Genomic DNA, 22,800 nt, shown 5'->3' with positions numbered 1-22,800 from the left:
CACTGGAATGGCATCGTGTTCTGAGAAGCCTCCGGCCCTTGCAGATCCTGTGTGGTCTGCTATTAAAACAGGAGCGAAAATGAGCCTCTTCAACAAAGTTACCAAGTCCTTCCAGTGGGGCGACAAGACCGTCGTCATGGAAACGGGCGAAGTTGCCCGCCAGGCCAACGGCGCCGTGCTGGTCGACATCGACGGCACCGTCATCCTCGCGACCGTGGTCGCCTCCAAGTCGGCCAAGCCCGGCCAGGACTTCTTTCCGCTGACCGTCGACTACATCGAGAAGACCTACGCCGCGGGCAAGATCCCCGGCAGCTTCTTCAAGCGCGAAGCCAAGCCCAGCGAACACGAAACGCTGACCAGCCGCCTGATCGACCGTCCGATCCGCCCGCTGTTCCCCGAAGGCTTCCTGAACGAAGTGCACGTGGTCATCCACACCGTGTCGCTCAACCCTGAAGTCGACGCCGACATCGCCGCCATGATCGGCGTGAGCGCAGCGCTCGCAATCTCCGGCATTCCGTTCAGCGGCCCCATCGGTGCCGCCCGCGTGGGCTACATCAACGGCCAGTACGTGCTGAATCCGGGCCAGACGGCCCGCAAGGATTCGCAGATGGACCTCGTCGTGGCCGGCACGCAAGCCGCCGTGCTGATGGTCGAGTCCGAAGCTCAGCAACTCAGCGAAGAAATCATGCTGGGTGGCGTGGTGTTCGGCCATGAACAAGCCAACATCGCCATCAACGCGATCCATGACCTCGTGCGCGACGCCGGCAAGCCGGTGTGGGACTGGCAGGCACCCGCCGAAGACGAAGCCTTCGTCGCCAAGGTCAAGGGCCTGGCCGAAGAAAAGCTGCGCGCCGTGTACCAAATCCGCAGCAAGCAAGCCCGCACGCAAGCCCTGCGCGAAGCCAACGCCGGTGTGCTGGCCTCGCTGAAGGAAAGCGGCGAGCCCTTCGACGCCGGCAAGGTCAGCGACCTGCTGTTCGCCATCGAATCGAAGATCGTGCGCAGCCAGATCCTGTCGGGCGAACCCCGCATCGACGGCCGCGACACGCGCACCGTGCGCCCCATCGAAATCCGCAACTCGGTGCTGCCCCGCACCCACGGTTCGGCCCTGTTCACGCGCGGTGAAACGCAGGCGCTGGTCATCACCACGCTGGGCACCGAACGCGACGCGCAGCGCATCGACGCGCTGGCCGGCGAGTACGAAGACCGCTTCCTGTTCCACTACAACATGCCTCCCTTCGCCACCGGCGAAGTGGGCCGCATGGGCTCGACCAAGCGCCGCGAAATCGGCCACGGCCGCCTGGCCAAGCGCGCGCTCGTCGCAGTGTTGCCGACCAAGGAAGAGTTCCCGTACACGGTTCGCGTCGTGTCGGAAATCACCGAGTCGAACGGCTCGTCGTCGATGGCTTCGGTCTGCGGCGGCTGCCTGTCCCTGATGGACGCCGGCGTGCCCATGAAGGCGCACGTGGCCGGTATCGCCATGGGCCTGATCAAGGAAGACAACCGCTTCGCCGTGCTGACCGACATCCTGGGCGATGAAGATCACCTGGGCGACATGGACTTCAAGGTGGCCGGTACCACCAACGGCATCACCGCGCTGCAGATGGACATCAAGATCCAGGGCATCACGAAGGAAATCATGCAGGTCGCACTGGCGCAAGCCAAGGAAGCGCGCATGCACATCCTGGGCAAGATGCAGGAAGCCATGGGCGAGGCCAAAGCCGAGGTTTCGAACTTCGCGCCCCGCCTGACCACGATGCGCATCAACCCCGAGAAGATCCGCGACGTGATCGGCAAGGGCGGCGCGGTCATCCGTGGCCTGCAGGAAGAGACCGGCACGACGATCAACATCTCCGATGAAGATCCGGGCCTCATCACCATCGCGTCCACCGATCCCGAAAAGGCCGAGCTGGCCAAGAAGCGCATCGAGCAGATCACGGCCGAAGTCGAAATCGGCAAGGTCTACGAAGGCCCGGTCACCAAGATCCTGGACTTCGGCGCGCTCATCAACCTGCTGCCCGGCAAGGACGGCCTGCTGCACATCAGCCAGATCGCGCACGAGCGCGTCGAGAAGGTGACCGACTACCTGAGCGAAGGCCAGATCGTGAAGGTCAAGGTTCTCGAGACCGACGAAAAGGGCCGCGTCAAGCTGTCCATGAAGGCACTGACCGAGCGTCCGGCCGGCATGGAATACAGCGAGCGCCCGCCGCGTGAAGACCGCGGTGACCGTGGCGGCGACCGCCGCGAACGTTCGGACCGTGGCGACCGCGGCGACCGTGGTGGTGATCGTGGCGAGCGCGCACCGCGCTTCAACAACGAGCAGCAACAGCAGCCGCGCAACGAGCAGCCGCAGGCCCCGGCCGGCGAGCAGCAACAGGCCCCGCGCGAGCCTCAGGAGTAAGAAGGGCGCAACGGCGGCGCCAGATGCCGCCGTTGCAATCTTTTGAACAGCAAGCTTCGCCCCATCTGCGGGCGTTGGAGGCCGAAAGACCATGAAAGCCATTGAAATCACTTCGTACGGCGCCCCCGAGGTGCTGCGCGTGGCAGAGCGTCCCGACCCGGTGGCCGGCGCGGGCGAACTGCTGATCCGCGTTGCGGCGAGTGGCGTCAATCGCCCCGGCGTGCTGCAGCGCATGGGCCACTACCCGGTGCCGCCGGGTGCGTCCGACCTGCCGGGCCTCGAGGTGGCCGGCGAGATCGTGTCGGGCGACGCCGCGGCACTTGCCGAAGCGGGCTTCAAGATCGGCGATCACGTCTGCGCGTTGATCGCGGGTGGTGGCTATGCCGAGCTGTGCGTGGCGCCCGTGGTGCAATGCCTGCCGGTGCCCAAGGGCTGGAGCGATGCCGACGCGGCCTCGCTGCCCGAGACCTTCTTCACCGTCTGGAGCAATGTGTTCGAGCGCGGCCGCCTGCAAAAGGGCGAGACGCTGCTGATCCACGGTGGCTCGAGCGGCATCGGCGTCACGGCGATCCAGATCGCCAAGGCGCTCGGTGCGACCGTGATCGTCACGGCCGGCAGCGACGACAAGTGCGAAGCCTGCAAGAAGCTCGGCGCCGACCATGCCATCAACTACCGCACCAGCGATTTCGTCGAACAGGCGAAGAAGCTGACCGGCGGCAAAGGCGTGGACGTGGTGCTCGACATGGTCGCTGGCGACTACGTGGCGCGCGAGATCGAATGCCTGGCCGAAGACGGCCGGCTCGTGATCATCGCAGTGCAGGGCGGGGTGAAGAGCGAGATCAATGCAGGCCTCGTGCTGCGCAGGCGTCTCACGATCACCGGCTCGACGCTGCGGCCCCGGCCGGTGGCGTTCAAGGGCGCGATCGCCAAGGCGCTGCGAGAGAAGGTCTGGCCGTTGCTCGAAAGCGGTGCCATCAAGCCCGTGATCCACAGCAGCTTTGCGGCGGTGGGTGAACCTGGCGCTGCGGCGAGTGGCGCGGCGCAGGCACACACGCTCATGGAATCGAACCAGCACATCGGCAAGATCGTGCTGACATGGTGACGAAAACGCGATGACAACCAAGAAGAAACTGATCGCCGGCAACTGGAAGATGAATGGCGGCCTGGCCGCCAACGAGGCGCTGGTGAAGGCTTTGCAGCAAGGCCTGGCGGCAAGCCCTGCCGCCTGTGACATCGCGCTGTGCGCGCCTGCGCCGTACTTTGCGCAACTGCAGTCGCTGCTGGCGGGTTCGCCGGCATTGGCGTTGGGTGCGCAGGACGTCTCGGCGCATCCGCAAGGGGCGTTCACGGGCGAGCAATCGGCTGCGATGCTGAAGGATTTCGGCGTGCGCTATGCGATCGTCGGTCACTCCGAGCGTCGCCAGTACCACGGTGAAACCGATGAAACGGTGGCGGCCAAGGCGGCTGCCGCGCTGGCCAACGGCATCACCCCGATCGTGTGCGTCGGCGAAACGCTGGCACAGCGCGAAGCAGGGCAGACCGAAGAGGTCGTGAAGCGCCAACTGGCCGCGGTGATCCACGTGAACGGCCATTGCATCAGCGAGATCGTCGTGGCGTACGAGCCTGTCTGGGCCATCGGCACGGGCAAGACGGCCACGCCGGAGCAGGCGCAAGCGGTGCATGCCGTTCTGCGCGCGCAACTGCACCATGCGGCGAGCGAGCATGCCGCGGGCATCCAGATTCTTTATGGCGGCAGCATGAACGCGGCGAACGCCGCCCAGCTGTTGTCGCAGGCCGACATCGACGGCGGTCTCATCGGTGGCGCGTCGCTCAAGGCCGCCGATTTTCTGCAGATCATTTCTGCCGCTGCGCGCTGAACGCGCAACGGCTGTATCACTTAGGAGTAAGAACGAATGAACGTGGTCCTCAACCTTCTCGTCGGCGTGCAGATGCTGTCCGCCCTCGCGATGATCGGCCTGATCCTGATCCAGCACGGCAAGGGTGCCGACATGGGCGCGGCCTTCGGCAGCGGCAGTGCCGGCAGCCTGTTCGGTGCGAGCGGCAGTGCGAATTTCCTGTCGCGCACCACGGCAGTGCTTGCTGCGGTCTTCTTCGCGTGCACGCTGCTGCTGGCTTACTTCAGCCACGCACGGCCCGCGGGCGGTGGCAGCCTGCTCGAGCGCGCAGCCATCGGCACGCCCGCCGCACCGGCCAAGCCGGCCACTGGCGCGGCGAACGAAATCCCGGGTGCAGCAGCACCGAGCGCACCTGCTTCGGCGCCTGCGGCACCGGTTTCGGGTGCTGGCCAGATCCCGGCGAAGTAATCATCTCGTTTTCATGAGTCCCCTGTGAAAAATGACTTCATTTCAGGGTAAACTCTAAATCTGTTCGGAAAGCCAAATGCCTGTAACCAGGTACCTCATGCCATCTGAACAGTAAAAACCGCGGTCGTGGTGAAATTGGTAGACACGCTATCTTGAGGGGGTAGTGGCGAAAGCTGTGCGAGTTCGAGTCTCGCCGACCGCACCAAATCTCATCGGCAGAAAACCTCATCCAGAGGTTCTTCTTGCCGGTGGCAAGCGGTGAAAAACTCTCGATGAATCTCGACTCCTACCTCCCCGTCCTTTTGTTCATTTTGGTCGGAGTCGGCGTAGGCGTCGCACCTCAGGTCATCGGATACATTCTCGGCCCCAACCGGCCCGACGCCGCAAAGAACGCTCCCTACGAGTGTGGCTTTGAAGCCTTCGAGGACGCGCGCATGAAGTTCGACGTGCGCTACTACCTCGTCGCCATTCTCTTCATCCTGTTCGATCTCGAAATTGCCTTTCTCTTTCCGTGGGCCATTGCGCTCAAGGAGATCGGTGCTGTCGGCTTCTGGGCCATGATGATCTTCCTCGCCATCCTCGTCGTGGGCTTCGCCTACGAGTGGAAAAAAGGCGCGCTCGACTGGGAATGACAAAGAAAGCACACGATGGCCATTGAAGGCGTTCTCAAAGAAGGTTTCGTCACGACCACCTATGACTCGGTGGTGAACTGGGCGAAGACCGGATCTCTCTGGCCGATGACATTCGGCCTCGCATGCTGTGCGGTGGAAATGATGCACGCGGGCGCTGCCCGCTACGACATCGACCGATTCGGCATGCTGTTCCGTCCCAGCCCGCGCCAGTCCGATCTGATGATCGTGGCCGGCACGCTGTGCAACAAGATGGCGCCGGCGCTGCGCAAGGTCTACGACCAGATGCCCGAGCCGCGCTGGGTGCTGTCGATGGGTTCGTGCGCGAACGGTGGTGGCTACTACCACTACAGCTATTCGGTCGTGCGCGGCTGCGACCGCATCGTGCCGGTCGACGTCTATGTGCCGGGTTGCCCGCCCACCGCCGAAGCTTTGCTCTACGGCGTGATCCAGTTGCAGCAGAAGATTCGCCGCACCAACACCATTGCCCGCGCCTGAGAGATTGCCGACGATGACTGACTTTGCAATTTCGCCGGACGTGCTGCGCGCCACCATCACCGAGACGCTCGGCGCCAAGGCCAAGAGCGTGACGCTCGCCCTGGGCGAAGTGACCGTGGTGGTGAGTGCGGCTGATTACCTCGAAGCCGCCACGCTGCTGCGCGATGCGCCCGGCTGCCGCTTCGAGCAACTGATCGACCTCTGCGGCATGGACTATTCCGACTACCGTGAAGGCGAGTGGCAGGGCGAGCGCTACTGCGTCGTCTCGCACCTCCTGTCCGTCACGCTCAACCAGCGTGTGCGCCTGAAGGTGTTCGCGCCTAGCGAAGACCTGCCTGTGGTCGACTCGCTGCAGCCCGTTTGGAGCTCGTGCACCTGGTTCGAGCGCGAGGCCTTCGACCTGTACGGCATCGTGTTCGACGGTCACGACGACCTGCGCCGCATCCTGACCGACTATGGCTTCATCGGCCACCCGTTTCGCAAGGATTTCCCGGTGTCGGGTCACGTCGAGATGCGTTACGACGAAGAACAAAAGCGCGTGGTCTACCAGCCGGTATCGATCGAGCCGCGCGAAATCACCCCGCGCGTGATCCGCGAAGACAACTACGGCGGCGGTTTGCACTGATATGGCCGAAATCAAGAACTACACACTCAACTTCGGTCCCCAGCATCCGGCGGCCCACGGCGTGTTGCGCCTGGTGCTCGAGCTGGACGGCGAAGTGATCCAGCGCGCCGACCCCCACATCGGCCTGCTGCACCGCGCGACCGAGAAGCTCGCCGAATCGCGCACCTTCATCCAGTCGCTGCCCTACATGGACCGCCTCGATTACGTGTCGATGATGTCCAACGAGCACGCCTACTGCCTGGCCATCGAGCGGATGATGGGCTTGGACGTGCCGATTCGCGCACAGTACATCCGCGTGATGTTCGCCGAGATCACCCGCCTGCTGAACCACCTGCTGTGGCTCGGTGCGCACGGTCTGGACTGCGGCGCGATGAACATGCTCATCTACTGCTTCCGCGAGCGTGAAGACCTGTTCGACATGTACGAGGCCGTGTCCGGCGCGCGCATGCATGCGGCGTACTTCCGTCCGGGCGGCGTCTACCGCGACCTGCCGGATGCGATGCCGCAGTACAAGGTCAGCAAGATCAAGAACGCCAAGGCCATCGAGCGCCTGAACGAAGATCGCCAGGGATCGCTGCTCGACTTCATCGACGCGTTCTGCAAGCGCTTCCCGAAGATGGTCGACGAGTACGAAACGCTGCTCACCGACAACCGCATCTGGAAGCAGCGCACCGTGGGCATCGGCGTGGTCACGCCGGAGCGCGCGCTGAACCTCGGTTTCACCGGCCCCATGCTGCGTGGCTCGGGCATCGAATGGGACCTGCGCAAGAAGCAGCCCTACGACGTCTACGACCGCATGCAGTTCGACGTGCCCGTCGGCAGGACCGGCGACTGCTACGACCGCTACCTGGTTCGCGTCGAAGAGATGCGCCAGGCCAACAAGATCATCGAGCAGTGCTCGGCCTGGTTGCGTGCCAACCCGGGCCCCGTCATTACCGACAACCACAAAGTCGCCGCGCCTGCGCGCGAATCGATGAAGGCGAACATGGAGGAGCTGATCCACCATTTCAAGCTCTTCACCGAAGGCTTCCATGTGCCCGAAGGCGAGGCGTATGCCGCCGTCGAGCATCCGAAGGGCGAGTTCGGCATCTACCTGGTGAGCGATGGCGCCAACAAGCCGTACCGCCTGAAGATCCGCGCCCCTGGCTTCCCGCACCTCGCCGCCCTTGACGAAATGTCGCGCGGTCACATGATCGCCGACGCTGTCGCGGTGATCGGCACGATGGACATCGTGTTCGGCGAGATCGACAGGTGAGAAAGAGCGAATGACGACTTCCTCGACCCACCATGAAACGGCGCCCTCGGCGCCTTCTTCCCCTCTGCAACCTGCGATCCTCGAGCGTTTTGCGCGCGAGGTGGCCAAGTACCCAGAGGCAGGCAAGCAATCCGCAGTGATGGCCTGCCTGTCGATCGTCCAGCAGGACGAAGGCTACGTCAGCCTGCAGCGCGAGCGCGAGATTGCCGACTACCTCGGCATGGCGCCCATCGCCGTGCATGAAGTGACGACCTTCTACAACATGTACAACCAGCACCCGGTGGGCAAGTTCAAGCTCAACGTGTGCACCAACCTGCCTTGCCAGTTGCGCGACGGCGTGACCGCCCTCGTGCACCTCGAGAAGAAGCTCGGCATCAAGATGGGCGAGACCACGGCCGACGGCCTGTTCACGCTGCAGCAGAGCGAGTGCCTGGGCGCGTGCGCCGACTCGCCCGTGATGCTGGTGAACGATCGCACCATGTGCAGCTTCATGAGCAACGAAAAGCTCGACCAGCTCGTCGACGGCCTGCGCGGTGCCACGCCCGCCACCAAAGGGGAGGCTTCCTGATGTCGCCCGAACAAGTTCTCCAGCAGTTCCAGGCAACGGGTGTCCAGACCTGTTTTCATGACCGCCACATCGAGCCGCAGATCTACGCGGGCCTGAACGGCACCAACTGGCGCCTGGCCGACTACGAAGCGCGCGGTGGCTACAAGGCGCTGCGCAAGATCCTGACCGAGGGCCTCACGCCCGACCAGGTGATCGCCGAAGTGAAGGCCTCGGGCCTGCGCGGCCGTGGCGGCGCGGGCTTCCCGACCGGCCTGAAGTGGAGCTTCATGCCCCGCCAGTTCCCGGGCCAGAAGTACCTCGTCTGCAATTCGGACGAAGGCGAGCCGGGCACGTGCAAGGACCGCGACATCCTGCAGTTCAACCCGCACATCGTGATCGAAGGCATGGCCATCGCCGCGTATGCGATGGGCATCAGCGTGGGCTACAACTACATCCACGGCGAGATCTTCCAGAGCTACGACCGTTTCGAGGAAGCCCTCGAAGAAGCGCGCGCCGCGGGCTACCTCGGCGACAAGATCATGGGCAGCACGTACAACTTCCAGTTGCACGCGGCCCACGGCTTCGGCGCCTACATCTGCGGCGAAGAAACCGCGCTGCTCGAATCGCTCGAAGGCAAGAAGGGCCAGCCGCGCTTCAAGCCGCCGTTCCCGGCCAGCTTCGGCCTGTACGGCAAGCCGACCACCATCAACAACACCGAGACCTTCGCGGCGGTGCCCTGGATCATCAACAACGGTGGCCCGGCGTACCTCGAATGCGGCAAGCCGAACAACGGCGGCACCAAGATCTATTCGGTGAGCGGCGACGTCGAGTTGCCCGGCAACTACGAAGTGCCCATGGGCACGCCGTTCTCCAAGCTGCTCGAGCTGTGCGGCGGCATTCGCAAGGGCCGCACGCTGAAGGCCGTGATTCCCGGCGGATCGTCGTCTCCCGTGCTGCCGGCCGACATCATGATGGCCTGCACCATGGACTACGACTCCATCGCCAAGGCGGGCTCCATGCTGGGGTCGGGCGCGGTGATCGTCATGGACGACAGCCGCTCGATGGTCGAGTCGCTCAAGCGCCTGTCGTACTTCTACATGCACGAGTCGTGCGGCCAATGCACCCCTTGCCGCGAAGGCACGGGCTGGCTGTACCGCGTGGTGGACCGCATTCACAACGGGCAGGGCAGGGCGACCGACATGGACCTGCTGAACTCCGTGGCAGACAACATCCAGGGCCGCACGATCTGCGCGCTCGGCGACGCGGCGGCCATGCCGGTGCGCGCCATGATCAAGCACTTCCGTCATGAGTTCGAAGCCCTGATCCCGGGCTACGTTCCCAAAGCGCCGGTCCAGGCCTGAGCGCGAGAAACACACATATGGTTGAAATCGAACTCGACGGCAAGAAGGTCGACGTGACCGAAGGCAGCATGATCATGCATGCGGCCGACAAGGCGGGCACGTACATTCCGCACTTCTGCTATCACAAGAAACTGAGCATCGCGGCCAACTGCCGCATGTGCCTCGTCGACGTGGAAAAGGCGCCCAAGCCGATGCCGGCCTGCGCCACGCCCGTCACGCAAGGCATGATCGTTCGCACCAAGAGCGAGAAGGCCATCAAGGCGCAGCAGTCGGTCATGGAGTTCCTCCTGATCAACCACCCGCTGGATTGCCCCATCTGCGACCAGGGCGGCGAATGCCAGCTGCAAGACTTGGCGGTGGGCTACGGCGGTTCTTCTTCGCGCTACGAAGAAGAAAAGCGCGTCGTGTTCCACAAGGACGTGGGCCCGCTGATCAGCATGGAAGAGATGAGCCGCTGCATTCACTGCACGCGCTGCGTCCGCTTCGGCCAGGAAGTGGCCGGCGTGATGGAGCTCGGCATGACCCAGCGCGGCGAGCACTCCGAAATCGAGACCTTCGTGGGCGACTCGGTCGACTCCGAACTCTCGGGCAACATGATCGACATCTGCCCGGTCGGCGCGCTCACGAGCAAGCCGTTTCGCTACAGCGCCCGCACGTGGGAACTGTCGCGCCGCAAGTCGGTGAGCCCGCACGATTCCACCGGCGCCAACCTGATCGTCCAGGTCAAGAACAACCGCGTGATGCGCGTGGTGCCGCTGGAGAACGAAGACGTCAACGAATGCTGGATCGCCGACCGCGACCGCTTCTCGTACGAAGCGCTCAACGGCCCGGAACGCCTGACGCAGCCCATGCTGAAGCAGGGCGGCCAATGGCAACAGGTCGACTGGCAGACGGCGCTCGAGTACGTCGCCAACGGCCTGCGCCAGATCAAGACCGACCACGGCGCGCAAAGCATCGGCACGCTGGTCAGCCCGCACAGCACGCTCGAAGAGCTGCAGCTCGCCGCCATGCTCACGCGTGAACTCGGCAGCGACAACATCGACTACCGTCTGCGCAACGCCGAATTCACGGCCTTCGAAGGCGTGCGCTGGCTCGGCACTTCCATCGCTTCGCTCACGCAAGTGCAGCGCGCGCTGGTCGTCGGCTCCAACCTGCGCAAGGACCATCCGCTGTTCGCACAGCGCATCCGCCAGGCCGTGCGCAAGGGCGCCAAGCTGTCGGTGATCACCTCGGCCGGCCTGATGGCCGACCGCGACGCGTGGGCCATCGACGTGGCGCAATCGACCATCGTCGAAGCCGACCAATGGGTCGAGGCGCTGGCCGCCGTGGCGGCCGCCATCGGCGAAACCAACGGCGCAGCCGCGCCGCTGGCACCGAAGAACACGCCGGACGATGCCGCCAAGGCCATCGCCGCGTCGCTGCTGAGCGGCGAACGCAAGGCCGTGCTGCTCGGCAACGCCGCCGCCCACCACGCCCAGGCCGCCAGCCTGCTGGCCCTGGCGAACTGGATCGGCACGCAGACCGGCGCCACCGTCGGCTACCTGACCGAAGCCGCCAACACCGTGGGCGCGCAGCTCGTCGGTGCGTTCCCGAAGAACGGCGGCCTCGATGCCGGCCGCATGCTCGCCGCGGGCTCCGGCCTGAAGGCGGTGCTGCTGCTGAACACCGAGCCGGTGTTCGACTCGGCCGCTGGCGTTGCCGCTGCCGATGTCATCGGCAATGCGCAAATGGTGGTCACGCTCAGCCCCTTCAAGGCCAACCTCGCGTTCAGCGATGTGCTGCTCCCGATTGCTCCGTTCACCGAAACCCCCGGCACCTTTGTCAATGCCGAAGGCCGCCTGCAAGGTTTCCATGCCGTCGTGAAGCCGCAAGGCGAAACGCGTCCGGCGTGGAAGGTGCTGCGCGTGCTGGCCAACCTGCTGGGCCTGCCGGGCTTCGCGTTCGAATCGACCGCCGAAGTGCTCGCCACCATCGGAGACAAGGGCGCGCTGCCGGCAAATGCGCTGAGCAATGTCACGTCCGCCGGCGCTGTCGCGTCGAACGGCGAGGCTGCTGCACCCGTGGTCGCAAGCATCTACCAGCTCGACTCGATCGTGCGCCGCGCACCGTCGCTGCAACTGACTGCCGATGCGCGCAACGCATCGACCGCACCGGCCCGTGCCGAGGAGGCATTGGCATGATCGACGCTATTCATGGCTTCGGCCAGGGCCTGGTTGCCGCAGGCTGGTGGACGGCAGTGGTCTGGCCCGTGATCTGGACGCTGATTAAGATCATCGTGGTCGTGATCCCGCTGATGCTGGCCGTGGCGTACCTCACGCTGTGGGAACGCAAGGCCATCGGCTTCACGCAGATCCGCATCGGCCCGAACCGCATCGGTCCCATGGGCCTGCTGCAGCCCATGGCCGACGCGCTCAAGCTGATGACCAAGGAAATCATTCTTCCGACGGTCGCCAACAAGGGCCTGTTCCTGCTCGGCCCCATCATGACCATCATGCCGGCGCTGGCCGCATGGGCCGTGATTCCCTTCGGTCCCGATGTGGCGCTGGCCAACATCAACGCCGGCCTGCTGTTCGTGATGGCCATCACCTCGCTCGAGGTGTACGGCGTGATCATCGCCGGCTGGGCGTCGAACTCGAAGTACGCGTTCCTGGGCGCGCTGCGCGCCTCGGCGCAGATGGTGAGCTACGAAATCGCGATGGGCTTCTGCTTCGTCGTGGTGCTGATGGTCACCGGCAGCCTGAACATGAGCGAGATCGTGAACGTTCAGGGCAAGGGCATGTTCGCCAACCTGGGCGTGGGCTTCCTGTCGTGGAACTGGCTGCCGCTGCTGCCGATCTTCGTCGTCTACTTCATCTCGGGCCTCGCCGAAACCAACCGCCACCCGTTCGACGTGGTGGAAGGCGAGTCCGAAATCGTGGCCGGCCACATGATCGAGTACTCGGGCATGAGCTTCGCGATGTTCTTCCTGGCCGAGTACGCCAACATGTGGCTCGTGTCGATCCTCACCGTGGTGCTGTTCCTGGGTGGATGGCTGCCGCCGTTCGACTTCCTGAGCTTCATTCCGGGCTGGATCTGGCTGGGTGCCAAGACCTTCTGCGTGGTCACCATGTTCCTGTGGGTCCGCTCGACATTCCCGCGCTTCCGCTATGACCAGATCATGCGTCTGGGCTGGAAGATCTTCATTCCCGTCACCCTCGTGTGGCTGGTCGTGGTCGGTGGCTGGATGCAGACGCCGTTCAACATCTGGAAATAACAGGAAGCGCCAATACCATGTCTGCTGCGCATACCGCCGGCGCGTCCGCGCGCCCTTCCAAACTCGCCTCCGCGCCTTTCTCGCTCAAGGACTTCCTGAGCAGCTTCATGCTGTTCGAGCTGTTCAAGGGCCTGGCCGTGACCGGCAAGTACGCCTTCGCCCGCAAGATCACGGTGCAGTTCCCCGAAGAGAAGACGCCGCTGTCGCCGCGTTTTCGCGGCCTGCATGCACTGCGCCGTTATGAAAACGGCGAAGAGCGCTGCATTGCCTGCAAGCTCTGCGAAGCCGTTTGCCCGGCCCTGGCCATCACCATCGAATCGGATGTGCGCGACGACGGCTCGCGCCGCACGACGCGCTACGACATCGACCTGACCAAGTGCATCTTCTGCGGCTTCTGCGAAGAAAGCTGCCCGGTCGACTCGATCGTCGAGACGCACATCTTCGAGTACCACGGCGAGAAGCGTGGCGACCTGTACTTCACCAAGGACATGCTCCTGGCGGTGGGCGATCGCTACGAAAACGAAATTGCAGCGAACAAGGCGGCCGACGCCAAGTACCGCTGATCCCGACCAGCCCGAACCCCGTACCCATTCGAATTCCATGGACGTCAAGACCGGTCTGTTCTATCTGTTTGCCGCGGTGCTGCTGTTTGCAGCCTTCCGCGTCATTACCGCCCGCAACCCCGTGTACGCCGCGTTGTACCTGGTGCTGGCCTTCTTCCAGGCCTCGGCCATCTGGTTGCTGCTGCGCGCCGAGTTCCTAGCGATCTCGCTCGTGCTCGTGTATGTCGGTGCCGTGATGGTGCTGTTCCTGTTCGTCGTGATGATGCTGGACATCAACGTCGACGGCTTGCGAGAGGGCTTCTGGAAGCACTTCCCGCTGGCGGCAGGGGTGGGCGCGCTCATCGCACTCGAAATGGCGGCCGTGCTCATGGGCGGCTTCCGCCTGGGCGAAGCACCTCGCGCCGCCTCGGGCCCGATGGCGGCCAACGCATCCAACACGCTCGAACTGGGCAAGTTGCTGTACACCGAATACCTCTACCCGCTGGAAATTGCCGCGGTCATCCTGCTCGTGGCCATCGTGGCCGCCATCGCGTTGACGCTGCGCACCCGCAAGGACAGCAAGTACGTCAACCCGGCCGACCAGGTGCGCGTGAAGGCGCGCGACCGCGTGCGCATCGTGCAGATGCAGGCGACGCGTGCGGCCGAACCTGTGGCTGAAGCTGCAGCTGCGGATGCTGCAAAGGAAAACAAGGCATGACGCTCACGCTAGGACACTTTCTTTCGCTCGGCGCGATGCTCTTCGCGCTGTCCGTGATCGGCATCTTCCTGAACCGCAAGAACCTGATCGTGCTGCTGATGGCCATCGAGCTGATGCTGCTGGCGGTCAACATGAACTTCGTGGCGTTCTCCCACTTCCTGGGCGACATGCACGGACAGATCTTCGTGTTCTTCATCCTGACGGTGGCCGCGGCCGAGTCGGCCATCGGGCTGGCGCTGCTGGTTCTGCTGTTCCGCAACAAGTCGAACATCAACGTGGACGAACTCAACTCGCTCAAGGGTTGAAAGCAACATGAGCGCAACCCTTTCCGCATCCACCTTGCTGGCCGTGCCGCTGGCACCCCTGGTCGGCGCCGCTGTCGCCGGCCTGTTCGGCACCAAGTTCGGCGGCAATCACATCGGCCGCAAGGTCACGCATTCGCTGACCATCCTGGGCGTGCTGGTCGCCTTCATCATCTCGGCCATGACGCTCAAGAGCGTGGTAGCCGACGGTGCCCGCTTCAATGCCACCCTCTACGAGTGGATGGTTGTCGGCGGCCTGAAGATGGAAGTCGGCTTCATGGTCGACGGCCTCACCGCCATGATGATGTGCGTCGTGACCTTCGTGTCGCTGATGGTCCACATCTACACCATCGGCTACATGGAAGAAGACGACGGCTACAACCGCTTCTTCGCGTACATCTCGCTGTTCACCTTCTCGATGCTGATGCTCGTCATGAGCAACAACATGCTCCAGCTGTTCTTCGGCTGGGAAGCGGTGGGCCTGGTGTCGTACCTGCTGATCGGTTTCTGGTTCAACAAGCCGACCGCGATCTTCGCGAACATGAAGGCCTTCCTGGTCAACCGCGTGGGCGACTTCGGCTTCATCCTGGGCATCGGCCTGATCGCCGCCTACGCAGGCACGCTGAACTACACCGAAGCCTTCGCCAAGGCGGGCACGCTGGCCGGCATCACCTTCCCGGGCACGGAGTGGATGCTGATCACCGTGATCTGCATCTGCCTGTTCATCGGCGCGATGGGCAAGAGCGCGCAGTTCCCGCTGCACGTGTGGCTGCCCGACTCGATGGAAGGCCCGACCCCCATCTCCGCGCTGATTCACGCGGCAACGATGGTGACCGCCGGCATCTTCATGGTGGCGCGCATGTCGCCGCTGTTCGAGCTGAGCGACACGGCCCTGAGCTTCATCCTCGTGATCGGTGCCATCACCGCGCTGTTCATGGGCTTCCTGGGCATCATCCAGAACGACATCAAGCGCGTGGTCGCGTACTCGACGCTCTCGCAGCTCGGCTACATGACGGTGGCGCTCGGTGCCTCTGCCTACTCGGTGGCAGTGTTCCACCTGATGACGCACGCGTTCTTCAAGGCGCTGCTGTTCCTCGGTGCCGGCTCGGTCATCATCGGCATGCACCACAACCAGGACATCCGCTGGATGGGCGGCGTGCGCAAGTACATGCCCATCACCTGGATCACGTCGCTGCTGGGTTCGCTCGCGCTGATCGGCACGCCGTTCTTCGCAGGCTTCTACTCGAAGGACAGCATCATCGAAGCGGTGCACGAAAGCCACCTGTGGGGCGCGAACTTCGCGTACTACGCGGTGCTGGCCGGCGTGTTCATCACGGCGTTCTATTCGTTCCGCATGTACTTCCTGGTCTTCCACGGCAAGGAACGCTACGACCAGAACCCCGATGCGCACCATGACGACCATGGTCACGACGCGCACGACGCACATGGTCACGGCGACCACGGCCACGGCCATGACGCCCACAAGCCGCACGAGTCGCCCTGGGTGGTCTGGCTGCCGCTGGTGCTGCTGGCAATTCCCTCGGTGGTGATCGGCTTCATGACGATCGAGCCGATGCTGTTCGGCGAGTTCTTCAAGAACGCGATCTTCGTGGACGGTGCCAAGCACCACGCCATGAAGGAGCTGGAAGAGGGCTTCCACGGTCCGGTGGCTATGGCCATCCACGGCCTGACGACGGCACCGTTCTGGCTGGCGCTGGCCGGCGTGGTCCTGTCCTGGTACATGTACATGATCAACCCGGCCGTGCCGGCCGCGATCAAGCGTGCCTGCGGCCCGATCTACCGCCTGCTGGAAAACAAGTACTACCTCGACTGGATCAACGAAAACATCATCGCCCGCGGCACGCGTGCGCTCGGCACCGGCCTCTGGAAGGGCGGCGACCAGGCCATCATCGACGGCGCCGTGGTCAATGGTTCGTGGAAGCTGGTCGGCCGTATTTCGGGTGTGGTGCGCTGGATGCAGTCGGGCTACATCTATCACTACGCCTTCGCGATGCTGCTCGGCATCTTCATCCTGATGACGTACTTCGTCTGGTTCAAACGCTGAGCCTGAACGCTGGAGAAAAAGAAAAATGGGTTTGTTGAGCCTTGCCATCTGGGTGCCGATCGCATTCGGTACCGCGCTGCTGGCGTTCGGCCGTGACGAGCACGCCAGGGGCGTCCGCTGGGTCGCGCTGGTCGGTGCCATCGTGAGCTTCCTGGTCACGGTGCCGCTGTTTACGCGCTTCCAGAACGGAACCGACGCCATGCAGTTCGTCGAGAAGACGAGCTGGATCGCGCGCTTCAACGTCAACTACCACCTCGGGATCGACGGCATGTCGCTCTGGCTGGTGCTGCTGACGTCGTTCATCACGGTCATCGTCGTGATCTCGGCCTGGGAAGTGATCACCGAGCGCGTGAACCAGTACATGGGCGCGTTCCTGATCCTGTCGGGTTTCATGATCGGCGTGTTTTCCGCCCTCGACGGCATCCTGTTCTACGTGTTCTTCGAAGCCACGCTGATCCCGATGTACCTGATCATCGGTATCTGGGGCGGCCCGAACAAGATCTACGCGGCGTTCAAGTTCTTCCTGTACACCTTGCTCGGCTCGCTGCTGATGCTGGTGGCGCTGATCTTCCTGTACAACAAGTCGGGCGGCAGCTTCGACATCCTGGCCTGGCACAAGCTGCCGCTGGGGTCGACCGCGCAGACCTTCCTGTTCTTCGCCTTCTTCGCGGCCTTCGCGGTGAAGGTCCCGATGTGGCCGGTGCACACCTGGCTGCCCGACGTGCACGTCGAGGCGCCCACCGGCGGCTCGGCCGTGCTGGCCGCGATCATGCTGAAGCTGGGTGCCTACGGTTTCCTGCGCTTCTCGATGCCCATCGCACCCGACGCTTCGCACGAGTGGGCCTGGCTCATGATCGCGCTGTCGCTGATCGCCGTGATCTACGTGGGCCTGGTGGCGCTGGTGCAGCAGGACATGAAGAAGCTGGTGGCGTACTCGTCGGTGGCTCACATGGGTTTCGTGACGCTGGGCTTCTTCATCTTCAACGAGCTCGGCGTGTCCGGCGGCATCGTGCAGATGATTGCCCACGGCTTCGTCTCGGGCGCGATGTTCCTGGGCATCGGCGTGCTGTACGACCGCGTGCACTCGCGCCAGATCGCCGACTACGGCGGCGTGGTCAACACCATGCCCAAGTTCGCAGCGTTCGCGCTGCTGTTCGCCATGGCCAATTGCGGCCTGCCGGGCACCGCCGGTTTCGTGGGCGAGTGGATGGTGATCCTGGGTGCCGTCAAGGCCAACTTCTGGGTCGGCCTGGGCGCCGCCACCGCACTGATCTTCGGTGCGGCCTACACGCTGTGGATGTACAAGCGCGTGTATCTTGGCCCGGTCGGCAACGACCATGTCAAGGAACTGAAGGACATCAACGCCCGCGAGTTCCTGATGCTGTCGCTGCTCGCCATCGCGGTGCTGTGGATGGGCCTGTATCCGAAGCCTTTCACCGATGCCATGGACGCCTCGGTGAGCGGGCTCCTGCGCCATGTGGCGATTTCGAAGTTGCCTTCCTGATTCCACGCTGAAGAAGAGAACGAGATGATTGACAAAATCAGCTGGGTCACGATCTACCCTGAAATCGTGTTGCTGGTCATGACCTGCATCATTGCGCTGGTCGACCTGTCGACCACGAGCCACCGCCGCACCCGCACCTATGTGCTGACGCTGCTCACGCTCGCCGTGGTGGGCGTGCTGTCGGGCCTCGCGGCCCTCAATGGCAAGACCTCCTACGGCTTCGGCGGCATGGTCGTCAGCGACCCGATGGGCAACTGGCTCAAGTGCTTCGCCACCATCGCCCTGATGGTCACGCTGGTCTACGGTCGTCCCTACGCGGCCGACCGCGACATGCTGCGCGGCGGCGAAATGTTCACCATGAGCATGTTCGCGCTGCTGGGCATGTTCGTGATGATCTCGGGCAGCAACTTCCTGTTGATCTACCTGGGCCTGGAACTGCTCACGCTCTCGAGCTACGCGCTGGTGGCGCTGCGCCGTGACAACGCGGTGGCCAGCGAGGCCGCCATGAAGTACTTCGTGCTCGGCGCCATGGCCAGCGGCTTCCTGCTGTACGGCCTGTCGATGATGTACGGCGCGACCGGTTCGCTGGACGTGAACGAGGTGTTCAAGGCCATTGCCAGCGGCAAGGTGAACCACCAGGTGCTGGTGTTCGGCCTGGTGTTCATCGTCGCCGGCCTGGCATTCAAGGTGGGCGCTGCGCCGTTCCACATGTGGGTGCCCGACGTGTACCAGGGCGCTCCGACGGCGATCACGCTGCTGATCGGCGCCGCGCCCGAGCTGGCCGCCTTCGCGATCATCATCCGCCTGCTGGTCGACGCGCTGCAGCCGCTGGCCATCGACTGGCAGCAGATGCTGGCCGTGCTGGCGATCGCCTCGCTGCTGGTGGGCAACCTGGCCGCCATTGCGCAGAGCAACCTCAAGCGGATGCTGGCGTACTCGACCATCTCGCAGATGGGCTTCATGCTCCTCGGCCTGGTCGCCGGTTCGGACCAGCAGGGCACCTACAACGCCCAGTACGCCTACAGCGCCTCGATGTTCTACATCGTGACCTACGTGCTGACGACGCTGGCGAGCTTCGGCATCATCCTGCTGCTGGCGCGCGAAGGCTTCGAAAGCGAAGAGATCACCGACCTGGCCGGCCTGAACCAGCGCAGCCCGCTGTACGCCGGCGTGATGGCCATCGCCATGTTCTCGCTGGCCGGCCTGCCGCCGCTGGTGGGCTTCTACGCGAAGCTGGCCGTGCTGCAGGCACTGATCGCCTCGGGCCAGGCCATCTACATCGGCCTGGCCGTGTTCGCGGTGATCATGTCGCTGATCGGCGCCTTCTACTACCTGCGCGTGGTCAAGGTGATGTACTTCGACGCACCTGTCACGGCCACCACCGTGTCGGCCCCGCGCGATGTGCGTGCGGTGCTGACGATCAACGGCGCGCTGATCCTGATCCTGGGCATCGTGCCCGGCGGCCTGATGACGCTGTGCTACGACGCCATCGTGGCGACGCTGGCCCACTGACGGCGCCACGCTCGCTCACTCACGGTGTCGCAAACCGCGTCGGTCTGGGTGGTCCTGCTGGTGGCCCTGGTGGCCGCCAACCTGCCTTTCTTCAACGACCGCCTGTTCGGGGTCGTGCCGCTGTCGACGAAACCCAAGTCGCTCGCGGTGCGCCTCGCCGAACTGGTGGTCTTGTACTTTCTGGCTGGCGCTGTCGGGCTGCTGTTCGAGCGCAGGGCAGGGCAGATCGCCCCGCAGGGCTGGGAGTTCTATGCGGTGACCGGCGCGCTCTTCATCGTGCTGGCCTTTCCGGGGTTCACCTGGCGCTACCTGATGAAGCACAGGCACTGACGACATGACATCACCCACGCCCGCATCGGCCACCGACTCGCACCTGCGCGAGGAGCTCGTCAGCAGCGAGGAGCTCGTCAAGGGCAACTTCCTGCACGCCAAGCGCGACACCATCCGCCTGCCCGACGGCCACACCGCCACCCGCGAGTACGTGGTGCACCCGGGCGCGGTGGTGGTGATTCCGCTGCTGGACGACGGGCGCGTGGTGCTCGAGCGCCAGTTCCGCTACCCGATCGGCCACGTGATGGTCGAGTTTCCGGCGGGCAAGATCGACGCGGGCGAAGACCCGTTCGTGTGCGGCCGGCGCGAGCTGCTCGAGGAAACGGGCTACACCGCGCGCGAATGGGCGCATGCGGGTGCGATGCACCTGGCGGTGGCGTATTCGACCGAGATCATCCACATCTACTTTGCGCGCGGCCTCTCGCTGGGCGAGCGCAAGCTCGATCACGGCGAGTTTCTCGACGTGTTCACGGCCACGCCCGACGAGCTGGCCGGCTGGTGCCGCGACGGCAGCGTGACCGACGCCAAGACGCTGACCTGCACGCTGTGGTTGCAGAACGTCCTTTCCGGCGCATGGGCTCTGGACTGGCAGCCGGTGCCTGCAGAAGGCCGCGCGGGATAATCCGCGCATGAAGGTTCTCGATCTCCGCTGCACGCATGGCCATGGCTTCGAGGGCTGGTTCGCGTCCAGCGAAGCCTTCGAGACGCAACTGGCCAACGGCCAGGTCGAGTGCCCGGTGTGTGGCGACACCGCCATCGTCAAGCTGCTGAGCGCACCGCGGCTGAATCTCGGCAACGCGAAGCCACCGCAACAAGCGGCCACACCCATCGCTTCCTCGAACGTTCCGGCCGAGCTTTCGCCCGAGGCGCGCTGGATGCGTGCGGTGCGCGAGGTGCTGTCGAAGACCGAAGACGTCGGCGAACGCTTTGCCGACGAAGCCCGCAAGATGCATTACGGCGAGACCGAGGAGCGCGGCATTCGCGGCCAGGCCACGCCCGAGCAGGCCGAGGCGCTGCTCGACGAAGGCATCGCGGTGATGGCGCTGCCGATGCCGGCGGCGCTCAAGGAGACGCTGCAGTAGTCATCGCTGCGGCGCGCAATTCGGCGCCGGAACAGCAAGACGCAGTTCAGGCCGTGAACTGCAGCGCGGCCAGCCGCGCGTAGACCCCGCCTTGCGCGACCAGCGTCGCGTGGGTGCCTTGTTCGACGATGCCGCCGTGGTCCAGCACCACGATGCGATCGGCCTTCTGCACGGTCGCGAGCCGGTGCGCGATGACGACGGTGGTGCGGTTCTCCATCGCCGACTCCAATGCGGCCTGCACCATGCGCTCGCTCTCCGCGTCCAGCGCGCTCGTGGCTTCGTCGAGCAGCAGTAGCGGCGGGTTCTTCAGGATGGCGCGTGCAATGGCGATGCGCTGGCGTTGTCCGCCCGACAGCCGCACGCCGCGCTCGCCCAGGAAGGTGTCGTAGCCCTCGGGCAATGCCTGCAGGAAGTCGTGCGCGAAGGCGGCGCGCGCGGCGGCGTGCACTTCTTCGGTGGTGGCTTCCGGGCGGCCGTAGCGGATGTTCTCGAACGCGCTGGCCGAGAAGATCACCGCGTCTTGCGGCACCAGGCCGATGCGCGTGCGCAGGTCGGGCAGGGCGAGCGACGCCAGCGGCGTGCCGTCGAGCAGCAGGCTGCCCGATTGCGGGTCGTAGTAGCGCAGCAGCAGCTGGAACACCGTGCTCTTGCCCGCGCCACTGGAGCCCACGAGCGCCACGGTTTCGCCGGGCGCGACGTCAAGGCTGAAGTCGCGCAGCGCGGGCGTGCCCGGCCGTGATGGGTAGTGGAAGGTCACCGCATCGAAGCGGATGGCGCTGCCGGCCACGGGCACGGGCGACACCGCCGGCCGCGTGGGCGACACGATGGCCGCGGGCGCGTGCAGCAGTTCCATCAGCCGCTCGGTAGCCCCGGCGGCGCGCAGCAGGTCGCCGTAGACCTCGCCGAGCACGGCCGTCGCGCTGGCCAGGATGGCCACGTAGACCACGGTCTGGCCTAGATGGCCTGCTGTGATGTCGCCGCGCAGCACTGCTTGCGTGCCCTGGTACAGGCCCCAGAGCAGCGCGGCCGAGGTCGCGATGATGATGAACGCCACCAGCACCGAGCGCGCCTTGGTGCGGCGCACGGCGGTGCGGAAGGCGTTTTCGGTCGAGCCGTTGAAGCGCGCGGCCTCGCGGTCTTCGGCGGTATAGCTCTGCACCACGGGAATGGCGTTCAGCACCTCGGCCGCGATGGCGCTGGAGTCGGCCACGCGATCCTGGCTGGCGCGCGACAGCTTGCGCACGCGACGGCCGAACCACATGCTGGGCAACACCACCAGCACGAGGATGCCCAGCACCTGCACCATCACATAGGGGTTGGTCCACACCAGCACCGCCAGCGCGCCCACGCCCATCACCGCGTTGCGCAGGCCCATGCTCAGGGAAGAGCCGACGACCGTCTGCACCAGCGTGGTGTCGGCCGTGAGGCGCGAGAGCACTTCGCCGGTTTGCGTGGTTTCGAAGAATGCCGGGCTTTGCTTGAGCACGTGGCCGTAGACCGCATTGCGGATGTCCGCCGTCACGCGTTCGCCGAGCCAGCTCACCGTATAGAAGCGCGCCGCCGAGAAAAGCCCCAGCGCCACCGCCACCGCGAACAGCGCGCCGAAGTGCTCGCGCAGCGCCATGGTCTGGGCGCCCTTGTCGGGGTTGATCAAGCCGCCGTCAATCAGGCTGCGCAAGGCGATAGGAAAAGCCAGCGTCGTGACCGCCGCCATCACCAGAAAGACAGCCGCCAGGACGATCTGGACTCGGTAGGGGCGAAGAAAAGGGCTCAGGCCCGACAGAGAGCGGGGCGAGCCCTTGGCCTGCGATACCTGGGAAGACGGGGGGGTAGAAGCCATCCGGCGATTCTA

At 64.6% G+C, this 22,800-nt stretch carries 22 protein-coding genes and 1 tRNA gene; 22 read left to right on the top strand and 1 reads right to left on the bottom strand.

Annotated elements, in window-relative coordinates:
* Nucleotides 1-79: 79 nt before the first annotated feature.
* The 22 genes from pnp (at nucleotide 80) to QTI51_RS32630 (ending at nucleotide 20,948) form a co-directional block, all read left to right on the top strand.
* Nucleotides 80-2,401, top strand: coding sequence for a polyribonucleotide nucleotidyltransferase (gene pnp / locus QTI51_RS32735; RefSeq protein WP_116913062.1), 2,322 nt, complete (start codon nucleotides 80-82; stop codon nucleotides 2,399-2,401).
* A 91-nt stretch (nucleotides 2,402-2,492) separates the two neighbouring features.
* Entirely contained in the window at nucleotides 2,493-3,503 is a 1,011-nt protein-coding gene (locus QTI51_RS32730) for an NAD(P)H-quinone oxidoreductase (RefSeq protein WP_286517416.1), read from the top strand.
* Between the two features lie 10 nt (nucleotides 3,504-3,513).
* On the top strand, nucleotides 3,514-4,278 hold the full coding sequence (gene tpiA, locus QTI51_RS32725) for a triose-phosphate isomerase (RefSeq protein ID WP_116913064.1): 765 nt from the start codon (nucleotides 3,514-3,516) through the stop codon (nucleotides 4,276-4,278).
* 36 nt (nucleotides 4,279-4,314) lie between these two features.
* Nucleotides 4,315-4,725 (top strand): preprotein translocase subunit SecG, encoded by a 411-nt coding sequence (secG, locus tag QTI51_RS32720; RefSeq protein ID WP_116913065.1) that lies wholly within the window; start codon nucleotides 4,315-4,317, stop codon nucleotides 4,723-4,725.
* Nucleotides 4,726-4,845: 120 nt separating this feature from the next.
* Nucleotides 4,846-4,930, top strand: a tRNA-Leu gene (locus QTI51_RS32715).
* A 67-nt stretch (nucleotides 4,931-4,997) separates the two neighbouring features.
* On the top strand, nucleotides 4,998-5,357 hold the full coding sequence (locus tag QTI51_RS32710; RefSeq protein ID WP_012748607.1) for an NADH-quinone oxidoreductase subunit A: 360 nt from the start codon (nucleotides 4,998-5,000) through the stop codon (nucleotides 5,355-5,357).
* A 15-nt stretch (nucleotides 5,358-5,372) separates the two neighbouring features.
* A complete protein-coding gene (locus QTI51_RS32705) occupies nucleotides 5,373-5,852 on the top strand; it encodes a NuoB/complex I 20 kDa subunit family protein (RefSeq protein ID WP_007837763.1) in 480 nt (159 codons plus the stop codon).
* A 13-nt stretch (nucleotides 5,853-5,865) separates the two neighbouring features.
* Nucleotides 5,866-6,477 (top strand): NADH-quinone oxidoreductase subunit C, encoded by a 612-nt coding sequence (locus tag QTI51_RS32700; RefSeq protein WP_116913066.1) that lies wholly within the window; start codon nucleotides 5,866-5,868, stop codon nucleotides 6,475-6,477.
* Nucleotide 6,478: 1 nt separating this feature from the next.
* On the top strand, nucleotides 6,479-7,732 hold the full coding sequence (locus QTI51_RS32695; protein WP_116913067.1) for an NADH-quinone oxidoreductase subunit D: 1,254 nt from the start codon (nucleotides 6,479-6,481) through the stop codon (nucleotides 7,730-7,732).
* 10 nt (nucleotides 7,733-7,742) lie between these two features.
* The gene (locus QTI51_RS32690) at nucleotides 7,743-8,300 is read left to right on the top strand and encodes an NADH-quinone oxidoreductase subunit NuoE family protein (protein WP_116913068.1); all 558 of its coding nucleotides are present in this window, start codon (nucleotides 7,743-7,745) and stop codon (nucleotides 8,298-8,300) included.
* Nucleotides 8,300-9,640 carry an NADH-quinone oxidoreductase subunit NuoF gene (gene nuoF / locus QTI51_RS32685; RefSeq protein WP_116913069.1) on the top strand — a complete coding sequence of 447 codons (1,341 nt, stop codon included), beginning with the start codon at nucleotides 8,300-8,302 and terminating at the stop codon, nucleotides 9,638-9,640. Before QTI51_RS32690 ends, nuoF begins: the two co-directional genes overlap by 1 nt.
* Nucleotides 9,641-9,657: 17 nt before the next feature.
* Entirely contained in the window at nucleotides 9,658-11,820 is a 2,163-nt protein-coding gene (gene nuoG, locus QTI51_RS32680; RefSeq protein WP_116913070.1) for an NADH-quinone oxidoreductase subunit NuoG, read from the top strand.
* Nucleotides 11,817-12,893, top strand: a complete 1,077-nt coding sequence (nuoH, locus tag QTI51_RS32675; RefSeq protein WP_116913071.1) for an NADH-quinone oxidoreductase subunit NuoH — start codon at nucleotides 11,817-11,819, stop codon at nucleotides 12,891-12,893. Before nuoG ends, nuoH begins: the two co-directional genes overlap by 4 nt.
* Before the next feature lie 17 nt (nucleotides 12,894-12,910).
* A complete protein-coding gene (gene nuoI / locus QTI51_RS32670; protein ID WP_116913072.1) occupies nucleotides 12,911-13,456 on the top strand; it encodes an NADH-quinone oxidoreductase subunit NuoI in 546 nt (181 codons plus the stop codon).
* Between the two features lie 37 nt (nucleotides 13,457-13,493).
* Complete coding sequence (locus QTI51_RS32665) at nucleotides 13,494-14,153, top strand: NADH-quinone oxidoreductase subunit J (protein ID WP_116913073.1); 660 nt, start codon at nucleotides 13,494-13,496, stop codon at nucleotides 14,151-14,153.
* A complete protein-coding gene (gene nuoK / locus QTI51_RS32660) occupies nucleotides 14,150-14,458 on the top strand; it encodes an NADH-quinone oxidoreductase subunit NuoK (RefSeq protein WP_019653383.1) in 309 nt (102 codons plus the stop codon). The genes QTI51_RS32665 and nuoK overlap by 4 nt, the downstream gene beginning before the upstream one ends.
* Before the next feature lie 7 nt (nucleotides 14,459-14,465).
* A complete protein-coding gene (nuoL, locus tag QTI51_RS32655) occupies nucleotides 14,466-16,520 on the top strand; it encodes an NADH-quinone oxidoreductase subunit L (protein WP_116913074.1) in 2,055 nt (684 codons plus the stop codon).
* A gap of 25 nt (nucleotides 16,521-16,545) precedes the next feature.
* Nucleotides 16,546-18,024: an NADH-quinone oxidoreductase subunit M gene (locus tag QTI51_RS32650; protein ID WP_116913075.1), complete on the top strand. Its 1,479-nt coding sequence runs from the start codon at nucleotides 16,546-16,548 to the stop codon at nucleotides 18,022-18,024.
* Nucleotides 18,025-18,048: 24 nt separating this feature from the next.
* Entirely contained in the window at nucleotides 18,049-19,536 is a 1,488-nt protein-coding gene (gene nuoN, locus QTI51_RS32645; RefSeq protein ID WP_116913076.1) for an NADH-quinone oxidoreductase subunit NuoN, read from the top strand.
* A gap of 24 nt (nucleotides 19,537-19,560) precedes the next feature.
* The gene (locus tag QTI51_RS32640; RefSeq protein ID WP_116913077.1) at nucleotides 19,561-19,866 is read left to right on the top strand and encodes a DUF2818 family protein; all 306 of its coding nucleotides are present in this window, start codon (nucleotides 19,561-19,563) and stop codon (nucleotides 19,864-19,866) included.
* Nucleotides 19,867-19,870: 4 nt separating this feature from the next.
* On the top strand, nucleotides 19,871-20,488 hold the full coding sequence (locus QTI51_RS32635; protein WP_116913078.1) for an NUDIX domain-containing protein: 618 nt from the start codon (nucleotides 19,871-19,873) through the stop codon (nucleotides 20,486-20,488).
* 7 nt (nucleotides 20,489-20,495) lie between these two features.
* Complete coding sequence (locus QTI51_RS32630) at nucleotides 20,496-20,948, top strand: DUF1178 family protein (RefSeq protein ID WP_116913079.1); 453 nt, start codon at nucleotides 20,496-20,498, stop codon at nucleotides 20,946-20,948.
* A 46-nt stretch (nucleotides 20,949-20,994) separates the two neighbouring features.
* Here the strand turns inward: QTI51_RS32630 and QTI51_RS32625 are convergent, their stop codons facing one another.
* Nucleotides 20,995-22,788, bottom strand: coding sequence for an ABC transporter transmembrane domain-containing protein (locus tag QTI51_RS32625; protein ID WP_116913080.1), 1,794 nt, complete (start codon nucleotides 22,786-22,788; stop codon nucleotides 20,995-20,997).
* Between the last annotated feature and the right edge of the window lie 12 nt (nucleotides 22,789-22,800).

This window comes from Variovorax sp. J22G73, from assembly GCF_030317035.1.
GTDB lineage: Bacteria > Pseudomonadota > Gammaproteobacteria > Burkholderiales > Burkholderiaceae_C > Variovorax.
The sequence above is the reverse complement of the archived record's forward strand: the minus strand, read 5'-3'. Positions and strand labels throughout refer to the sequence as shown.

What these genes read in the sequence shown, in the direction of transcription:
- QTI51_RS32710 (WP_012748607.1), top strand. Translation starts at nt 4,998, where the DNA reads ATGAATCTCGACTCCTACCTCCCCGTCCTTTTGTTCATTTTGGTCGGA.
- QTI51_RS32700 (WP_116913066.1), top strand. Translation starts at nt 5,866, where the DNA reads ATGACTGACTTTGCAATTTCGCCGGACGTGCTGCGCGCCACCATCACC.
- QTI51_RS32650 (WP_116913075.1), top strand. Translation starts at nt 16,546, where the DNA reads ATGGGTTTGTTGAGCCTTGCCATCTGGGTGCCGATCGCATTCGGTACC.
- QTI51_RS32695 (WP_116913067.1), top strand. Translation starts at nt 6,479, where the DNA reads ATGGCCGAAATCAAGAACTACACACTCAACTTCGGTCCCCAGCATCCG.
- tpiA (WP_116913064.1), top strand. Translation starts at nt 3,514, where the DNA reads ATGACAACCAAGAAGAAACTGATCGCCGGCAACTGGAAGATGAATGGC.
- nuoL (WP_116913074.1), top strand. Translation starts at nt 14,466, where the DNA reads ATGAGCGCAACCCTTTCCGCATCCACCTTGCTGGCCGTGCCGCTGGCA.
- QTI51_RS32630 (WP_116913079.1), top strand. Translation starts at nt 20,496, where the DNA reads ATGAAGGTTCTCGATCTCCGCTGCACGCATGGCCATGGCTTCGAGGGC.
- nuoF (WP_116913069.1), top strand. Translation starts at nt 8,300, where the DNA reads ATGTCGCCCGAACAAGTTCTCCAGCAGTTCCAGGCAACGGGTGTCCAG.
- QTI51_RS32665 (WP_116913073.1), top strand. Translation starts at nt 13,494, where the DNA reads ATGGACGTCAAGACCGGTCTGTTCTATCTGTTTGCCGCGGTGCTGCTG.
- QTI51_RS32690 (WP_116913068.1), top strand. Translation starts at nt 7,743, where the DNA reads ATGACGACTTCCTCGACCCACCATGAAACGGCGCCCTCGGCGCCTTCT.
- pnp (WP_116913062.1), top strand. Translation starts at nt 80, where the DNA reads ATGAGCCTCTTCAACAAAGTTACCAAGTCCTTCCAGTGGGGCGACAAG.
- nuoN (WP_116913076.1), top strand. Translation starts at nt 18,049, where the DNA reads ATGATTGACAAAATCAGCTGGGTCACGATCTACCCTGAAATCGTGTTG.
- QTI51_RS32730 (WP_286517416.1), top strand. Translation starts at nt 2,493, where the DNA reads ATGAAAGCCATTGAAATCACTTCGTACGGCGCCCCCGAGGTGCTGCGC.
- secG (WP_116913065.1), top strand. Translation starts at nt 4,315, where the DNA reads ATGAACGTGGTCCTCAACCTTCTCGTCGGCGTGCAGATGCTGTCCGCC.
- nuoK (WP_019653383.1), top strand. Translation starts at nt 14,150, where the DNA reads ATGACGCTCACGCTAGGACACTTTCTTTCGCTCGGCGCGATGCTCTTC.
- QTI51_RS32635 (WP_116913078.1), top strand. Translation starts at nt 19,871, where the DNA reads ATGACATCACCCACGCCCGCATCGGCCACCGACTCGCACCTGCGCGAG.
- nuoH (WP_116913071.1), top strand. Translation starts at nt 11,817, where the DNA reads ATGATCGACGCTATTCATGGCTTCGGCCAGGGCCTGGTTGCCGCAGGC.
- QTI51_RS32625 (WP_116913080.1), bottom strand. Translation starts at nt 22,788, where the DNA reads ATGGCTTCTACCCCCCCGTCTTCCCAGGTATCGCAGGCCAAGGGCTCG.
- nuoI (WP_116913072.1), top strand. Translation starts at nt 12,911, where the DNA reads ATGTCTGCTGCGCATACCGCCGGCGCGTCCGCGCGCCCTTCCAAACTC.
- nuoG (WP_116913070.1), top strand. Translation starts at nt 9,658, where the DNA reads ATGGTTGAAATCGAACTCGACGGCAAGAAGGTCGACGTGACCGAAGGC.
- QTI51_RS32705 (WP_007837763.1), top strand. Translation starts at nt 5,373, where the DNA reads ATGGCCATTGAAGGCGTTCTCAAAGAAGGTTTCGTCACGACCACCTAT.